15 protein-coding genes are annotated in these 16,403 nt (G+C 35.6%); 12 read left to right on the forward strand and 3 right to left on the reverse strand.

Annotated features, from left to right (window positions below):
* Positions 1-98: 98 nt before the first annotated feature.
* The 8 genes from DYQ05_RS10840 (at position 99) to DYQ05_RS10870 (ending at position 8,907) form a co-directional block, all read left to right on the forward strand.
* Entirely contained in the window at positions 99-1,700 is a 1,602-nt protein-coding gene (locus DYQ05_RS10840) for an ATP-binding protein (protein ID WP_024469806.1), read from the forward strand.
* 150 nt (positions 1,701-1,850) lie between these two features.
* A complete protein-coding gene (locus DYQ05_RS10845; protein ID WP_206183420.1) occupies positions 1,851-3,461 on the forward strand; it encodes a hypothetical protein in 1,611 nt (536 codons plus the stop codon).
* A 27-nt stretch (positions 3,462-3,488) separates the two neighbouring features.
* On the forward strand, positions 3,489-4,598 hold the full coding sequence (gene dgcA, locus DYQ05_RS10850; protein WP_206183421.1) for a diguanylate cyclase DgcA: 1,110 nt from the start codon (positions 3,489-3,491) through the stop codon (positions 4,596-4,598).
* Between the two features lie 26 nt (positions 4,599-4,624).
* The gene (locus tag DYQ05_RS10855; RefSeq protein ID WP_020966059.1) at positions 4,625-5,254 is read left to right on the forward strand and encodes a rhomboid family intramembrane serine protease; all 630 of its coding nucleotides are present in this window, start codon (positions 4,625-4,627) and stop codon (positions 5,252-5,254) included.
* A gap of 19 nt (positions 5,255-5,273) precedes the next feature.
* On the forward strand, positions 5,274-5,966 hold the full coding sequence (locus tag DYQ05_RS10860; RefSeq protein WP_024467870.1) for a hypothetical protein: 693 nt from the start codon (positions 5,274-5,276) through the stop codon (positions 5,964-5,966).
* A gap of 124 nt (positions 5,967-6,090) precedes the next feature.
* A complete protein-coding gene (locus tag DYQ05_RS10865; protein WP_020966061.1) occupies positions 6,091-7,290 on the forward strand; it encodes a coenzyme F420-0:L-glutamate ligase in 1,200 nt (399 codons plus the stop codon).
* A gap of 38 nt (positions 7,291-7,328) precedes the next feature.
* Positions 7,329-7,733, forward strand: a complete 405-nt coding sequence (locus DYQ05_RS14135) for a hypothetical protein (RefSeq protein WP_252723362.1) — start codon at positions 7,329-7,331, stop codon at positions 7,731-7,733.
* Between the two features lie 25 nt (positions 7,734-7,758).
* Entirely contained in the window at positions 7,759-8,907 is a 1,149-nt protein-coding gene (locus DYQ05_RS10870) for an LTA synthase family protein (RefSeq protein WP_252723363.1), read from the forward strand.
* A 53-nt stretch (positions 8,908-8,960) separates the two neighbouring features.
* Here the strand turns inward: DYQ05_RS10870 and DYQ05_RS10875 are convergent, their stop codons facing one another.
* On the reverse strand, positions 8,961-10,442 hold the full coding sequence (locus DYQ05_RS10875; protein ID WP_024469781.1) for an ATP-binding protein: 1,482 nt from the start codon (positions 10,440-10,442) through the stop codon (positions 8,961-8,963).
* 151 nt (positions 10,443-10,593) lie between these two features.
* Here DYQ05_RS10875 and DYQ05_RS10880 point away from each other — a divergent pair, with 151 nt between their 5' ends.
* From DYQ05_RS10880 to DYQ05_RS10895, 4 genes are read left to right on the forward strand one after another with little or no spacing between them, the layout of a single operon-like run.
* On the forward strand, positions 10,594-11,598 hold the full coding sequence (locus tag DYQ05_RS10880) for a cyclic nucleotide-binding domain-containing protein (protein ID WP_024469782.1): 1,005 nt from the start codon (positions 10,594-10,596) through the stop codon (positions 11,596-11,598).
* A 1-nt stretch (position 11,599) separates the two neighbouring features.
* The gene (locus tag DYQ05_RS10885; RefSeq protein WP_020966065.1) at positions 11,600-12,259 is read left to right on the forward strand and encodes a Crp/Fnr family transcriptional regulator; all 660 of its coding nucleotides are present in this window, start codon (positions 11,600-11,602) and stop codon (positions 12,257-12,259) included.
* A gap of 11 nt (positions 12,260-12,270) precedes the next feature.
* A complete protein-coding gene (gene lspA, locus DYQ05_RS10890; RefSeq protein WP_020966066.1) occupies positions 12,271-12,819 on the forward strand; it encodes a signal peptidase II in 549 nt (182 codons plus the stop codon).
* 3 nt (positions 12,820-12,822) lie between these two features.
* A complete protein-coding gene (locus tag DYQ05_RS10895; protein WP_206183422.1) occupies positions 12,823-13,983 on the forward strand; it encodes an FAD:protein FMN transferase in 1,161 nt (386 codons plus the stop codon).
* Here DYQ05_RS10895 and DYQ05_RS10900 read toward each other — a convergent pair.
* Both DYQ05_RS10900 and DYQ05_RS10905 read right to left on the reverse strand, forming a co-directional pair.
* Complete coding sequence (locus DYQ05_RS10900; RefSeq protein WP_206183423.1) at positions 13,980-15,176, reverse strand: class I SAM-dependent RNA methyltransferase; 1,197 nt, start codon at positions 15,174-15,176, stop codon at positions 13,980-13,982. The two genes, DYQ05_RS10895 and DYQ05_RS10900, sit on opposite strands and share 4 nt — an antisense overlap.
* Positions 15,177-15,229: 53 nt before the next feature.
* Complete coding sequence (locus DYQ05_RS10905; protein ID WP_020966069.1) at positions 15,230-16,402, reverse strand: M15 family metallopeptidase; 1,173 nt, start codon at positions 16,400-16,402, stop codon at positions 15,230-15,232.
* Position 16,403: the final 1 nt, after the last annotated feature.

Here is a 16,403-nt window from a genome sequence, read left to right on the forward strand (position 1 = left end):
AATAGTAAAGAATAACAAAAATATAATAGAAATTCAAGGGGACTTGAATAAACCGAATGTTGACATCATACCTTCCTTATGCTAAACTGTTATTTATGATGGATTTCAGCCGGAAACTGCCTATCGGTGTGCAGAGTTTTAAAAAACTTAGACAAGACGACTATCTTTATATTGACAAAACCGAATTTGTTTGGAAATTGGTACAGTCGTCATCATCTTATTTTTTAAGCCGACCGCGCCGCTTCGGGAAAAGCCTTTTTCTTTCAACGCTTGCGGCATATTTTTTAGGGCAAAAAGAATTGTTTAAAGGGCTTGCAATCGAACGGTACGAAAACACAAAAAAAGAGCCGTGGCGGGAATATCCCGTTTTTTATCTTGATTTTAATGTAGGAAAATACAGCGAACAAACCGCTCTTGATGAGAGGCTTAATTTATTCTTAAAGGATATCGAAAAAGAATACGGAATAGAAAATGCGGAGCAAACTTCCTTTGCTTCAAGATTTGAAGCCGCATTAAAAGCCGCTTATAAAAAAACGGGTAAGCAGGTGGTTTTCCTCGTTGACGAATATGATAAACCTCTTCTTCAAACAATGGGAAAAAACGAACGCTTAAACGAAGAGTACCGCAACACGCTTAAAGCCTTTTATTCCGTTTTAAAAAGCTCAGACCAATTTATCCGATTCGCATTTTTAACGGGCGTTACCAAATTCAGTAAGGTAAGCATTTTCAGCGATTTAAACAATCTTCACGATATAAGTATGCTTCCCGATTATTCAAGTATTTGCGGCATAACCCAAACCGAACTTGAAAAAAACTTTGAACCTGAAATTAAAAATTTAGGTGAAGAAAACAATTTAACTTATGAACAAACTCTTGCAAAATTAAAAAAGACTTATGACGGCTATTTATTTTGTCAAAAAACGATTTCAGTTTATAATCCGTTCAGCATTTTAAGCGTTTTAAGCGGGAAACTTTTTAAACATTATTGGTTTAAAACCGGGACACCAACTTTTTTAGTCGATTATTTGAAAGAGGGGCACTATTATATTCCCGACTTGGACGGAGGAATCGAACTGAACGAAGCAAGCCTTGAAACCTATCGTGCCGAGGCTAAAGAGCCCTTGCCCATTTTATTTCAGGCGGGCTACTTAACAATAAAAGAATATATCGATGAAGCGGGCTTATACCGGTTGGGCTTTCCGAATGATGAAGTGCGCTACGGTTTTTTGGAAAACTTAATTCCCGCATATACGGCTCTAAGACCGAGCGATACGGGAGTTTCGATTTGGGAGTTTACAAAAGATATAAGAGCGGGAAATGTGGACGGTTTTATGGAGAGAATAAAGGCCGTTATTTCCGGTATTCCTTATGACAGTTTCAGTAAAAAAAATGCGTCATTAAGAGAGCAAAATTATCAAGCAGCCGTTTACCTCATATTCGCTTTAATGGGGCAGTTTGTAGAAACCGAAGTACATTGCGCCTTGGGAAGAGCCGATTGTGTAGTGCAAACGGAAAATGCGGTTTATATTTTCGAATTTAAGCTGGGAACAAAGGGAAGTGCCGATGAAGCGATAGAGCAGATAAAAAAGCAAAATTATGAAGGGAAATACAAGGCTTCCGGAAAACCTGTTGTGCTTATAGGCGCGGGCTTTGACGTAAGAAAGAGAACTGTAAAAGATTGGAAAACGGTTAGGGTGTAAGTTTTAAACGTAACGGAATAAAACTTAAAAATACGGTATTAAACAGGTATTACAATTATATAAACTTTATTTACCGTAAATATGTAAGCCCATTTAAAATAATACCTGCCTTACTTGAAACTTAAACCGTACTGTGATAAAATAAACTTCGTGATATTTTTATCTAATTTCATTCAAAAGATAATAGATTTTTTCTTATCTCTTTTTTCTTCAAATACTGAAGATTATAAGACCCAAAAAGCTTTACGGGTCTTAGCTTCCGAACTTAAAAAGGCAAAGTATCCCGTATTTAGACCTGAAACCACAATTCTTGCAGGATTTCCCATCATTATTTATGAGCTTTACAGGACTGTCTTACCCATATATTCAATTTTAAAAGCATCAATAGCTTCAAGCGATATCAGAATTTCAGGCTTGTTTTTGGACAAAATCGTAGAAAGCGGCTTTTCCAAAGAACAACAGGAATTAAAAGCAAGTCTTACACTTGAAAAACGCTGTGAAAAATTTGAAAATTTTCTTGATGAGAATTTCGATGCAAAGGTTAAAGAACAAAACAAGGCCTTTAACGACTTATTGTTTAATTTAACCGAGCCCAAATTTAACCGTTTCGATTCCATTGTAAATAAATTGTATGCTTTTTTCGATTTATGCGAATTCAAATTTAATTCTTTTTTCGCTCATTTCGATTCAGGCTTTGAGCCGTTCATAGGAACAAACTCAATACGGGACCAATATAATTTTCAAAATATAGAAGGACAAGAAGTTTTACAGGAAATTCTCGATTTGGATTATCTTATAAGAAGGATAATTATTGACGAAGATTTTATAAGCGGATTATATTTTCTTAACTCGAAACTCCCCGAAGAATTAAAACGCGAAGAAAGTTTTATACAACGAGCCTTGCAAAATTTTTCGTATATTATAGAAAACAATTTAGGAATGCACTCTTTACGCAATCTTGCAAAGTTAATAAAAAAAGACCCTCTTTTTGAAGACTCTATAAAACCGAAAATAGCTTTTTCCGCAATCGAAGAATATAAACAGAGAGTAACCGCAATATTCAATGCGGATTCAAAAAAGATTTTAAAAATGCAACAAGAAGCACAAATGGCAAACCTTATAGACAATCTTTTTCATAATACGGAGATGCTTACCGTTGCAATTTATAACGAAGAATTGAACAAACGCATACAGGCCGTAACCAACCTTTCTCTTGATTGGATAAAGCCGTTGGAAATTATTAAAACTTATACAAAAATGTTCTTTGAACCGAAAATAGAGCCGTTTTTAAGGGAACTGATTGTGGAAGGCTTTTTTGAAGATAAAAATTTCCAAAAAGACTTATCTACGGATTATTACTTTTGTTCATCAATTTTGGATAAGCTTAATGAATTTGAAAAATTTATGAGCGGACGAAATGAAAATTCAATAGATTTAATAAAAGGATATCTTACCCGGCTTGAAACCGGGGGAGATTTTGAAAAAAATCTTTCAAAAATTATCGATGCGGTAAATCTTAAAGCCTTATCAATAGTACGTGAAGCGGGTAAACATTATTTCGACTTATTCAAAGCGGCGGGCATAATCGAAAAAGACGCTCATAAGGCTATTCCCGACTATGTAAATAACTTAAAAGCTATGATAATCTCCACGAAAAATAAGGAAAGATTTTCCGCCTTTGAAGAGAGTATGACAAGTTTTGAAAACTTTATAGAAATTTTAAAACATTATGTTATATTGGATATTCCCGGCTTAGTATAGGAAATTATAAATTAAAAAGGTGAATAAATGAGTATAAAAACCAAAAATAAACATAGGAAAAAAAAGTTTTATAAAAAAAACGGTGCAAACAATAATGAAAAACTATCTTTGCAGGAAAAAGAAATTTTCGACTTAAAACAATTGTTGGAAGTTTCAAAAAGTTTAAATTCCGTGCTGGAATTTGACAGACTTATCGAAGCCATTTTATACAGCGTTATGGCTCAGCTTAAAACACTGGGAGCGGCAATTTTTACCAGAAAATCCTTTGATGATGACAGTTTTGTTTTATACCGGGAAAACTACGGATTCGATATTTTGCAAGGCGGTAAATATGCAATAAAAGTAAATCATCCTATGCTGCGCCTTCTCGAAAAAGAAAAAGCCGGTTTATCATTTGATGAAATTACATCAAAAATAATGCCCGATGAAATTACCGATTTGATTTTTAAACTGAAACCCTCTTTTTTTATTCCGTTAAAAGCAAAAAATAAAATGGTAGGCTTTTTGCTTTTAGGAGAAAAAATGGAAGCCGGGCATATTTATGGAGAATATGAATGTGAGCTCATATCAAATATAGCCTCTCTTGCCGCAATTGCAATAAACAATTCTCAGCTTCTTGAAATGACTACAACGGATATTATGACAAGGTTAAAACTCAAGCACTTTTTTTACACGGTTTTAAACGAAAGGCTTGATAGAATAAATAATTCATTCCCGCCCAGAGTTCCTCTTTCAATCGTAATGTTCGATATAGATTTTTTTAAACAAGTAAACGATACTTACGGGCATGCCGCCGGAGATATGGTATTGGAAAAAGTTGCCGACATTATTAAAAACTCTACCCGCAGTACGGATATGGCGGCAAGATACGGCGGTGAAGAATTTGTAGTTATGCTGGATAACACGTCTATAGACGGAGCCAAAGAAATTGCCGAAAGAATACGCTCAACCGTCGAAAATACTTCAATTACATACAACGGCGAAAAAATACAAGTTACAATTTCTGCGGGAACTTCCGCCTATACTTTCGATTTTGAACAAGCGGCCTCCTTGGTAAACAGAGCCGACGAAGCCCTGTATGAATCAAAACAATCGGGAAGAAACCGTGTTTCAATTTCAAAAAAAAACTTGCCTTAAACTAAAAAATTAGAGATATTGATTATATGAATATTTTACGAAAACCATTTAAGTATACTTATAAAAACACGGTGTCTTTAATAATAGGAATAAATGCCGCCGTGTTTTTGCTTACATCAGTATTTTTTAACTTTCAGCTGTATTTGGGACTCATTCCTCTTTATATCATTAAATATGATATGTACTGGCAGTTTTTAACTTACCAATTCGTACATGAGAATTTTTTTCATCTTTTATTTAATATGATTGCCTTAGTATTTTTCGGTATACCGGTTGAACGAAAAATGGGCTCAAAAGAATTTCTTTTATATTATCTTCTTATAGGAACGCTTTGCGGAATCTTAAGTTTTTTGGTTTATATCTCCTTAGGTGTTTATAATATAAACTTGATAGGAGCTTCAGGTGCCGTTTTCGGAATACTTCTTTTGTATGCGGTACTTTTTCCATCTTCGGTTATTTATCTTTGGGGAGTCTTACCTATACCGGCACCTCTTTTAATCTTAGGTTATGCAGTTATAGAAGTTATAAGCATTTTTTCTGCAAACGACGGAGTTGCACATCTTACGCATTTTATCGGGCTTTTTGCAGGCTGGCTTTATATACTAATCCGATTCGGAATAAACCCTTTTAAAATTTGGAATTCAATAAACCGCTGATTTTTCCGATAATATAAGCGTGAAAAAATTCCGCATATCTTTAGGCTTTATTTTTTTATTTTCTCTTTTATGCTTTGCGGATTCTTACTCAGGTTCTTCAAAAGATACCGCAGTAATCGTACGCTCTCCGGTTTGGGTGTTTTTGGAAACCGAACCGGGCAGCTTTGACGGAAAAACAAAAGATGCCGAACTTCCTCCTAAAGAAGCTTTAAAAGAACTGTCCGGCCATATTCTCGGCGGTATGACTTACGGTTGGAAATTCTCATATACGCCTTACGATAAAAAACGCGGAGTTAAAGAATTTTTTGAAATTGTTCCGATAGTTCAAATAGAAAAAAACGATAAAAATATTGTTATTACAGACGTAAAAATAAAATATCCGTTTTGTTATTGTTGGGTCGAATATAAAATATCGGAAGCTCAAGCCGTACGTATGAAATTTTGGAAAAGCATTTCACATAAAACGGTAAAAGGACGGGGAACCGGAGAGCGTTCCGACGAGCTTAAAGGTGTTTATAATGCTTATACTGAAGCTGTCAAAAATGCAGTACGGGAATATGCACGGAAAGTAATTAAAAATAAACCGAAAGAACTTATAGGAGAGCTTTTAATAAAAGAAAATCCCCGTCTTTATGTAGAATCCGGTTTATTTAAAGCCGAATTGGAGCTTTACCTCAATATAGAAAAAATCGTTCCGTATACGGTTTTTTAATATTAAACCTTCCGCCTAAGCCTTTTTTAAACCTATAATCCATTAAAAATCCGATAAACTCATAAATTCCCACACTTGACACCGAAAAAAAAACTACATATAATATATTTTCTAGGAGTTCATAATGAACAAATTTGTAGGAACTACATCGAGGGGCTTAATTGCTCCTATCATAAACGAAGGCGATGACATCGCTCTCATAGCTTCGGAAACGCTTTTAAATGCGGCAAAAAACGAAGGCTTTAAAATCAACGACAAGGATATTCTTTCCGTAACCGAATCTGTGGTAGCCCGTTCTCAAGGAAACTACGCTTCGGCAGACGACATTGCAAAAGATATTAAGGAAAAATTCGGCTCTTCTCCAATCGGTTTAATTTTCCCGATTTTAAGTCGTAACCGTTTTTCGGTATGTTTGGAAGGAATTGCCCGTTCAAAAAATAAGCTGATTATGATGCTGAGTTATCCCAGCGACGAAGTCGGAAACCATTTAATAGACCCGGACGTTTTTGAAGATTCCGATGTAAATCCGTGGACAAACACCTTTACTCATGACGAATTTAGAAAACAATTCGGAGACCATAAACATAAATTTACGGGTATTGACTACATAGAATATTATGAATCGATAATGAAAAAACATAACCCCGACTCCTTTGTAATCTTATCCAATGACCCGAAAAAAATTATAGAGCATACTAAATTCTGTTTAACATGCGACATTCACACGCGTAATCGTACAAAAAAACTTTTAAAAAAAGCCGGAGCGGAAACCGTTTTAGGCCTTGACGATATTTTAAACAAACCCGTAAACGGAAGCGGTTTTAATGCCGAATACGGTCTTTTAGGTTCAAATAAGGCGGGCGACGATAAAATTAAATTATTTCCTAATAATGCCCAACCTATTGTAGAAAGAATTCAAAGTATAATAAAAGAAAAAACCGGTAAAACAATTGAAGTTATGGTTTACGGAGACGGAGCTTTTAAAGACCCAATCGGAAAAATTTGGGAGCTTGCCGACCCGGTAGTTTCTCCTGCATATACAAAAGGCTTGGACGGTAAGCCGAACGAGGTAAAATTAAAATACCTTGCGGATAATAATTTTAAAGGTCTTTCCGTAGAAGAACAGCAAAAACAAATCGCAAATTATATAGAAAAACACCAAAAAGAAGCGTCTTCAAAAATAGATTCTATGGAATCGCAAGGGACAACGCCGCGCCGCTTAATAGACTTAATCGGCTCGCTTTCCGACCTTACTTCAGGTTCAGGAGACAAGGGTACGCCTATAATTTTTATACAAGGTTATTTCGATAAATACACGGGATAATTTTTTTTTAATTTTATATAATCGCCTCAAGGGTTTTTATGCTTGTATATGAAAATATATTATTCGCCGATAAAAAAGAAAAAGCGATTACCGCCGTACTTTCCGTTTTATACGTATTTTTATACAGCATAACCTTAATGCTGATTGTTTGGATACTTGGAGTATTTCCCAATATAAATATCGACCAAGTTATTTTTACCGCAATGACGCCCATAGACGGAACAACCGGTACGATAATGTTAAGCTTTTATATTAAAGTCATTGCAGTACCGGTACTTTTTTCTTTAATTACCCTTATTTTAATTTTAAAAGAAAAAAAAGCGGTCTTAAAACTAAAAAACGGAAAAACTTTTAAACTTGTTCCGATACTTTGTAAACACCCCGTAATTTATTTTTCAATCTTAATTTTTTTTTATAGGTATATATTCTCAATACAAACTTGAATATATCCAATATATTTATTACATTATGCAGCCCTCAAGTACGCTTTATGAAAAAAACTACATAAATCCGGCTAAAGTAAAATTCACCTTTCCCGAAAAAAAAAGAAACTTGATTATTCTTTATATGGAATCAATGGAAATAACGGCAACATCTAAAGAATACGGAGGTCTTTTAAAAAACAATCTGATTCCGGAGCTGACTGAACTGGCGGAAAATGAGTTATCCTTTAGCAATGGGGAAAAACTCGGCGGAGCAACACAAACGGCGGGAGCTACTCATTCAATTGCATCTTTAGTATGTCTTAATATGGGAATTCCCCTTATTTTGCAAATTCCTCCCATAGGTTCAATAGGTCCGTTCGAAGATTATAAAATTAATTTTTCAAAATTTAAAATAAATAACTTTATAACGGGAGGTTACGGTTTAGGCGATTTATTATACGATAACGGATATAACCTGGTATTCAGTATGGCTTCCGATAAAGAGTTCGGCTGCTTGGGCCAATTTCTCGAAAACCACAAAAACTTTAAAGTAAAAACTTCTTATGAATACAAACAAGAAGGCAGGCTTCCAAAAGACTACAATGTTTGGTGGGGTTTTGAAGATGAAAAACTTTATCGGTTTGCGCGGGAAGATATAAGCGCTCTTGCAAAAGAAGATAAGCCTTTCGCTTATATTTTCTTTACCGCCGATACTCATTCTCCTTCAGGGTACAAAGATGAAAAATGCCCCGATACTTATTTTGAAAAAATTCATAATGTATATGCGGGAGCCTCAAAAAAAGCCTATGATTTTATACAATGGGCAAAAACGCAGGATTTTTATAAAAACACTACGATAGTAATTGCCGGAGACCATCTTTATATGGGAGGAGACTTATATCCGATTACGGTAAAATTGGAGGAAAGACATACCTATAATGTCTTTATAAACTCGGCGAAAACCTCAAATAAAAACAAAAACCGCCTTTTTGCAACCTTTGATTTATTTCCCACAATTGTGGAAAGCATGGGAATAGGGTTCAATGCAAAAGGGCTGGGATTGGGAATTTCTCTTTTTTCAGGAGAAAAAACTTTACTTGAGAAAAAAGGCTTAAAACGGTTAAATGCCGAAATTAAAAGAAAGTCCGATTTCTATGAAAAGTACTTAATGAAAAAAGAAAACGGTAAATAAACCCGTATATAAAACGATATACCTACTTTAAATAGAATTTTTATATATTTTAATTATTTATCTGCTGCCTCTTCAAAACGTTTACATATAACTTTTAACTGTTCTTCGGTTTTTATTTTAAACTTATCCAATAATACTTTAGGTATTTGATAAAATTCTATATTTCCTTGCGAATAATTAAGCATAAAATCAGCCAATCTGATAGTTTCAACAAGCTCTCTATATTCTTCCGGAGCCGCTTCAAAATTATTTTTATAGCGGATTGTTATTACAATCGGTGTAGGAAAATGCCATTTTTCCGCAAGAGCCGCTCCTATTTCGGCCTGTTCCATTCCGCTCATAATCATATCCATAACTTGAGGAGAAATATTTCTTTCAGCTTGAATTTCGGCAAGTTTTAACATAAGCTCGGGGTACATCAGTTGAAGAATTATTTTACCTAAATTATGCAATAACCCGCAAACATAAGCATTTTCCACAAGGTTTCTTTTACCTGTAAGTTTTGCAGTATTAAACGAAAAAAATGCCAACTTATAAGCGTCTTCCCAAATTTGTCTTTGCTCGCTTTCGTTCGTTTCCAAAAGTTTAACGGTTCCTACCGAATAAAGCAAATTCTGGATTCCTCTAAGACCCATAAGTTTTACGGCTTCCGCAATATCCATACACGGCTTTACCAAGCCGAACGCCGTAGAATTTACGCATTTTAAAAGGTCCGTAGCAAGCCCTATATCTCCGCTTATAAGAGTTGCAATTTGCTGCATATTCGAATCGGGGTCGTTAATAGCCCTTTGTATTTGCATAATATTTTCAGGGAATTGAGGAATTTCATTTATATATTCTACAATTGCTCTTGTAAGAGGTTCCGCCTGTTTCTTTAAACCGGTACTTAAAGGAATTGTAACACGGCTTATAGTTACTCCGTTTACAACATCTATACTGAAAGCCTTTTCGCTAAGCCCGAGTTTTTTTAACATTAAAACCATAATTACAAGCCCCAAACCGGCGCCCTCGCTGCTGTCCAAAACTTGAGTAAATACTTCATCAAGAGAAGAAAATTGCCTTGCCCGAACAAGCCTGTCGAAAATTCTTTTAAATTCCTGCTGTGTAATAGGAGAATTATTGGAAATTTCCAAAATAAAATTATCCTGTACTACCTGCATAGAAACCTTTACATAAAGTCCGGCTTTTTTTTGCAAAGTCAGGTAATATTCCAAATTAGAAAGCGTATCTTCTTTAAATTTGGACATACCCAATTCGTAATCGTTTTGCTTGGAAATATCAAGACTTTTTTCTTTAAAATAGCAGCGTTTCGTATTTGCTTTTTTAGCATTAGTCGAAAGCTCGTTGCTGCAATAGACTACATAATCAACCATATCGCTGTGATGTAATTGTTTTAAAAATTCCGTAATTACATCGGCAATATACGTTTCCATTTCTTTGGGCAAGGTATAGGACGTTACCGTAATAGGAACGCCCATTCTAATCGCCGTTTCGATTTTATCTTTATCGATTAAAAGTTTTTGAGTTTGTGCCATAGAACAATTATACCCCAATAAATAAAAAAAATCAAATAGTTTCAACTGTTTTTATCAAATTTTATTTATAAAAAAGTCAAATCAAGGACTAGGTTTTTATTGACAAATATGATATAATAGCTATAAGCATTTTTTAGTTTTGGAGGCTGCGATGCCTAAGGCTATTCGTTACAAGGCAAATTCGGTAGTTTACTTCTCAGGAGATTTTGACGAGCGCGTTTTTTTGTTAAAGACGGGAAATATCGCACTTACTTCTATAGATATAGAAACCGGAGCTCAAGTTACCGATTACATAAAAACGGGAGAATTTTTCGGTGTAAAATCCGCACTAGGTAATTTCCCCAGGGAAGAAAGCGCTATGGTTTTAACGGATTCTCTTGTTTACTCTTTTACGAGCAAGGAATTCGAAGCTTTTGCCCAATCAAACACCAGAATTATTTTACAGATGATTAAGGTTTTTTCCAAACAGTTAAGGTCCATTCATAGACAGTTATCTTCTCTTTTAGACAGCGAAGAAGAATCAAACCCGGAAGAAGGGCTTTTTAACGTTATGAATGCTTTTTACGGTTCTCAGCACTATCATGCAGCCGGACAGGTAGGAACACGGTACAAAACAATTTATCCTAACGGAAAATATATTACACAGGTGGAACAGATTATACGCAGCGCTTCGGAAGTAGCCGGAAGAACTTTCGGAACAACCGAAGGGAAAAACGAAGCCGGGCAAATTTCCGCACAGCCTGAAAAAAATGCTTCAAGTGATGACGGAACGCTTTATCTTTCTTTAAATACGGCAGGAGACCTATTTTCGGAAGGAAAATATGATGAGGCCTATGACCAATATCATTACATAATAGAAGCCGGCTCTTCAGGAGATATTGCACAGGAAGCCTATATAGGAGCCGGAAAATGCCTTTTAGAGCAAAAAGAATATGTACGCTGCTTACAGCTTTTAACCGGTTTTATATCTCAAAACCCGAAATCCTCTAAAATTGCGGACGCTTTAATGTATTTAGGTATTTGTTATCAAAATATGAATAGGCCGGATAAGGCGCTCGCCTTTTACGACAAAGCCGCCCTGCTTGCAAGCCCTCCGTTAACTCAAAAAATAAAAGAGCTTCAAGCGGTATGTTCGGACCTGATGGAAGGAGTTTAATATGTCGGATCTTTTTTCTTCTTTTTCGCGGTTTGCAAAAAAATTCCCGAAAGGTTCGGTTATTTTTTCCGAATTTGAACCAGGCTCTTCATTTTATTTAATTCAATCGGGACGTGTTCAGCTTATAAAAATTATAAACGGTTTTGAAAAAAACTTGGATATTCTACAACCGGGCGAAATATTCGGTGAAATGGCTATTTTGGATAACTCGCCGCGCTCCGCATCGGCAATTGCCTATGATGAAGTAACCGCACTCGAATTCAACAAAGAGAATTTTGAAATTTTAATGACCGGAAATCCCGTAATTGCAATGAGGCTCTTAAAAACCTTTGTTAAGCGCATTTACACGCAAAAACGCAGGTTTATGATTTTAACTATAGAAGATAAATCGGCAAGAATTGCCGATGTTTTTTTAATGCTTGATGAAACAACGCCTAATATCGACCGTTCTACTGAAATGCGCACCTTCGATATTTCAATAGATGAAGTTTCAAGATGGGCAGGAATTTCAAAAGAAGAAACCGAAGACAGCATTCGTAAATTCATAGACCAGGGAAGAATTTCCGTTTATGATGACAGAATAATCGTACAAAATATGACCGATCTTACACGCTATGTAAATACGCGCCGGTCAAAAGAACACAATCTCTATATGATGTAAGGAAAAATTCAATGAAAAACAAAAAAGAGTTATTTCTTCCGTTTTTGTTGACCGCAATTGTAATTGCAGTCGACCAAATCAGTAAATTTTTAGTTGTAAAGTATATGGAACCTTATTCCATATTTCGCTCTTTTCTAGGCGATTTTTTAAATTTACGTCTGGTTTATAATTTAGGAGCGGCTTTCAGCTTCGGAGCGGATTTAGGAGAGCTTTCCCGCCGCCTTTTTTTAGGAGCTTTACCTGTAATATTTTTAATTATATTGATTGTTTTTTATTTTAAATCCGATGAATTTACAAAACTGCAACGCTGGTTTGTATGCGGAATAATAGGCGGCGGTTTCGGAAATCTTTTGGACAGGTTTTTCAGAAGCGAAGGTGTAGTCGATTTTATAGATGTGAAATTTTTCGGAATTTTCGGTATGGAACGATGGCCTACATTTAACGCCGCAGATGCTTTTATAGTTTGCAGCGGAATAGGACTTGCAATTACGTTTATAATGCAAAACATACAGCAGCGGAAAACTTCTACCGAACAAAATACGAACGAAAAAAGGCAATAACCTATGAGTTCACAAAAATTCAAACCGTTTTACGCGGTACTTATTTTATTTTTTGCCGTTTTATTTTTTTTCGTTTTGTTTTTTTCTCACTATCCGCAAGAATTAAAAGAATACGCCAAAACCGATGCCGTACTGGGTACCGTTTGCAGAGTTAGACTGTTAACCGAAAAACCCGAAAAAGAGGCGCACGAAATTTTAAATTCGGTTTTTACGGAGCTTTTCCGTCTTGAATCTCTTTTTAATGCAAACTCCGATATTCAGCATACGAACCAATATGAAATTTCAGAACTTGAAAAAGTAAACCGACTTGCCGGAATTGAACCCGTAGAAGTTTCCGAAGAGCTTTATTCTTTGGTAAAAACCTCGATATTTTTTGCGGAAAAGACGGACGGAGCTTTTAACCCTGCAATAGGGCCTTTGGTAAAACTTTGGAACATAGGCTTTAACGAAGCGGAAACGGCTTATCCCGATAAGCAAAACGGGGATGTAGAGCTTATCCCCTCAAAAGAAAAAATCGAAGCCGTTTTACCGCTTTTAGATTATCGGGATATTATTTTAAGTGAAAACGGCTCGCAGCATAAAACGATTTTTTTGCGGAAAAAAGGTATGCGTCTTGACCTCGGCGGAATAGCAAAGGGTTATGCTGCGGATAAAGCATCTTTACTTATAGTAAGTGCAGGAATTAAAAACGCTCTCATAGATTTAGGCGGAAATATTTCGGTTATAGGAAAAAATCCTTCAAATAAAAATTGGAAAATAGGCATAAAAAATCCCAATTTGGGAAAGAATAATTCGATAATGAATATGGAAGTTACGGACCGCTCACTTGTAACATCCGGAAACTACGAACGCTATTTTATCCGAGAAGGGGTTTTATATCATCACATTTTAGATTCAAAAACGGGATATCCCGTAAAAAACGATTTAAACGCCGTTTCGATTTTATGTAAAAAATCCGTTTATGCGGACGTCCTTTCCACAGCCTGTTTTGTTCTGGGCAGAGAAAAAAGTCAAAGGCTTTTAAACGAATTGGAAAAACCGGAGTACGAAGCCGAAGCGTTTTTCTTTTTTAAAGATAATACCGTTTCGCATTTATCCGATTTAAAAAACGAAAATTTCAAATTTGAAATTACCGATAAGGAATTTAAAGAAAACACTTTTTAACTTTTGTATTTTTCAAAAATTCCTAAAGTTTCGACATGGTGAGTTTGAGGATAAAAATCAAAGATAAAATGTTTTTTCAGTTTATAGCCTGAACCGATAAGTTTTGCGGCATCGCGCGCAAATGTTACGGGGTCGCATGAAATATAGCAAATAAGCGGAATATTACTTCGGCAAAACCAATTAAGCGAAGCGCTGTCAATACCGCTGCGCGGAGGGTCTATAAAAGCAAGATTGAAAAAAAGACGGGAAGCTTTCGTTTTTGCCCAAGCCGCCCCGTCAATTGCATGATAAAAAATTTTCGTACGGCGGTTTTCTCCTAAAGTTTTAAGGTTGAAATTTTCTTTTGCATAATTCAAAGCGTGCTTATTATGTTCCACAAGATGAATTTCCTTTGCCGCATCACCTGCACATATCGAAAAAGTGCCTACGCCTGCATAAAAATCCAAAATTCTATCCAATGTTTTAACATTACCTAAAACTTCAACCAAAACGGTATCAATAAGTTTTTCCGTCATTTCCAAATTGGACTGAAAAAAGCCCAGCGGATTAAATTTTAATATTTTTCCGCATAATTTTACGCTGCAATCTTCCGAGCCGTTCCCCGTAAAAATTTTTCCGTCCGAAGAAAAAAGATGAATCCTTTCACCCGGCTTAAATACGGTACCGTGAAAAAATTCCGAATTTTTTACCTCCCGCCTCAAAAAATCTCTGATTGCGGGAAGGGCGACCGGGCAATCCTTTATCAGAACAAAAGAAGAGCTGTTATATTTTTTTTGTGCCGGCCCGTTTTCCGTTATATGGAATTGAAACCGAGCTCTGTATTCCCAACTTTTACCCGAAATAAAATCGGACCGTATATTAAGCCTTTCTCCCCCGCCCCGGTTTAAAGCCCTATCAAGGGCTTCAAGAGCCGCTTCATACCGCAGCTCTTTTTGATACGCATCGTTTGCAATTTGCATATTACATCCTCCGCAATCATAAAAATAAGGGCATTCGGGTTTTACCCTATGAACGGAAGGGTTTAAGATTTTTTCTATTTTTGCTTCCGAATAATTTTTATGCTCTTTGGTTATAAAGATTTTAAGCGTTTCGTTGGGCAATGAATACGGAATAAATACCGTTTTTCCGCCGATTGATGTAATACATGATGCACCGAAAACCATTTTTTCGGCGGTAACTATATAAGAACTCATAAACGGAAAAAATTATAACATAAATAAGTCAAAAAGTGGAATAGATAAGGCTATTATTCATTCATTTCTTCCGCATATTCGGGAACTGGAGGTTCCATATCTTCGTGTTTTTCAGTCAATTCGGCTTTAAAATAGTCGGCGGCACTCTCATATCTATATTCCGTTTCTTCTATAAAATATTGCAATTGCATTATAAGTTTTGCCGTATTTACTACGGCATCGAAAATGGGAGAAGCTGCGGAGCCTTTTTTAGCAGCCGTACCGCCGTAGTTTTTTTCAGTCTTATGTACCGCATTGTCTTTATCCGCTTTTACGGACTTTGTCAATTTATCCGGATTTTGAGAAAGGAAAAAATCGCGTATATATAAAAGTTCGGGACGGTATTCAAAATGCATATTATCCCAAAGAGTCCATTTACCGCCCCAAATAAAACCTTCATCTTCAAAAATTTTAATAACGGAATCGGGGGGATTCCAGCGTTTATGCGGCAAAACTTTCATCCAATTATCATTATGTACGGCTTCCCAAAACCAATAAAGTTTTTTATTACGGTAATTTTTAGGAAGAATATCCACTGCGGTTCCCCAACAGTGATTGCTGAGTTTTCCGGAATCCGCAATTACACGCCAATTAAACCCCCAGCATGAGCCTATGCTTTTTACAAATAACCGTACTTCCGGACTGTTTTTTTGTAACAAAATAATTTTCTTTTCGATTCTTTTTAAAGGCTCCGCAACTCTTTTATGTATCCAAATATCTATTCCGAAAAATTTAATTTTTTTTAGCTGTTTTATAATTTCACGTTTTGTCTTACCCTGATAAACAAGATGATGAAAGGAATAATTAGGCGAAGGCTCATACCTCCTGTGTTTTATTAAAGATTTGGGTTTTAAGGCTTCGATAAAGTTTTCAGGATAATCCTGCGGATTCGGAACGTTTTCAGGATAAAAATACGATATAAAAGGATTCCATTTTATCCATTTTGAAGAATGATTTTTAGGCAAAAGCCTGCCTGATGCCCAATATAAATAAGAGCCCCGTATTTTAATACACCAATCGTTTGCTTCGGAATCGAAAAAAAAGTCTTCAACGATATCATTATAACTTTCCTGAATAGCTTTTAAATATAACCACGGATTATCTTCTTCATCGGAAGCAAAGCAAAAAATAATACATACAATAAAAATTAAAGAGAAAATTATTTTTTTATATCTTGCATTAAGCATT

The sequence above is a fragment of the Treponema pedis genome, assembly GCF_017161325.1.
Lineage (GTDB): Bacteria > Spirochaetota > Spirochaetia > Treponematales > Treponemataceae > Treponema_B > Treponema_B pedis.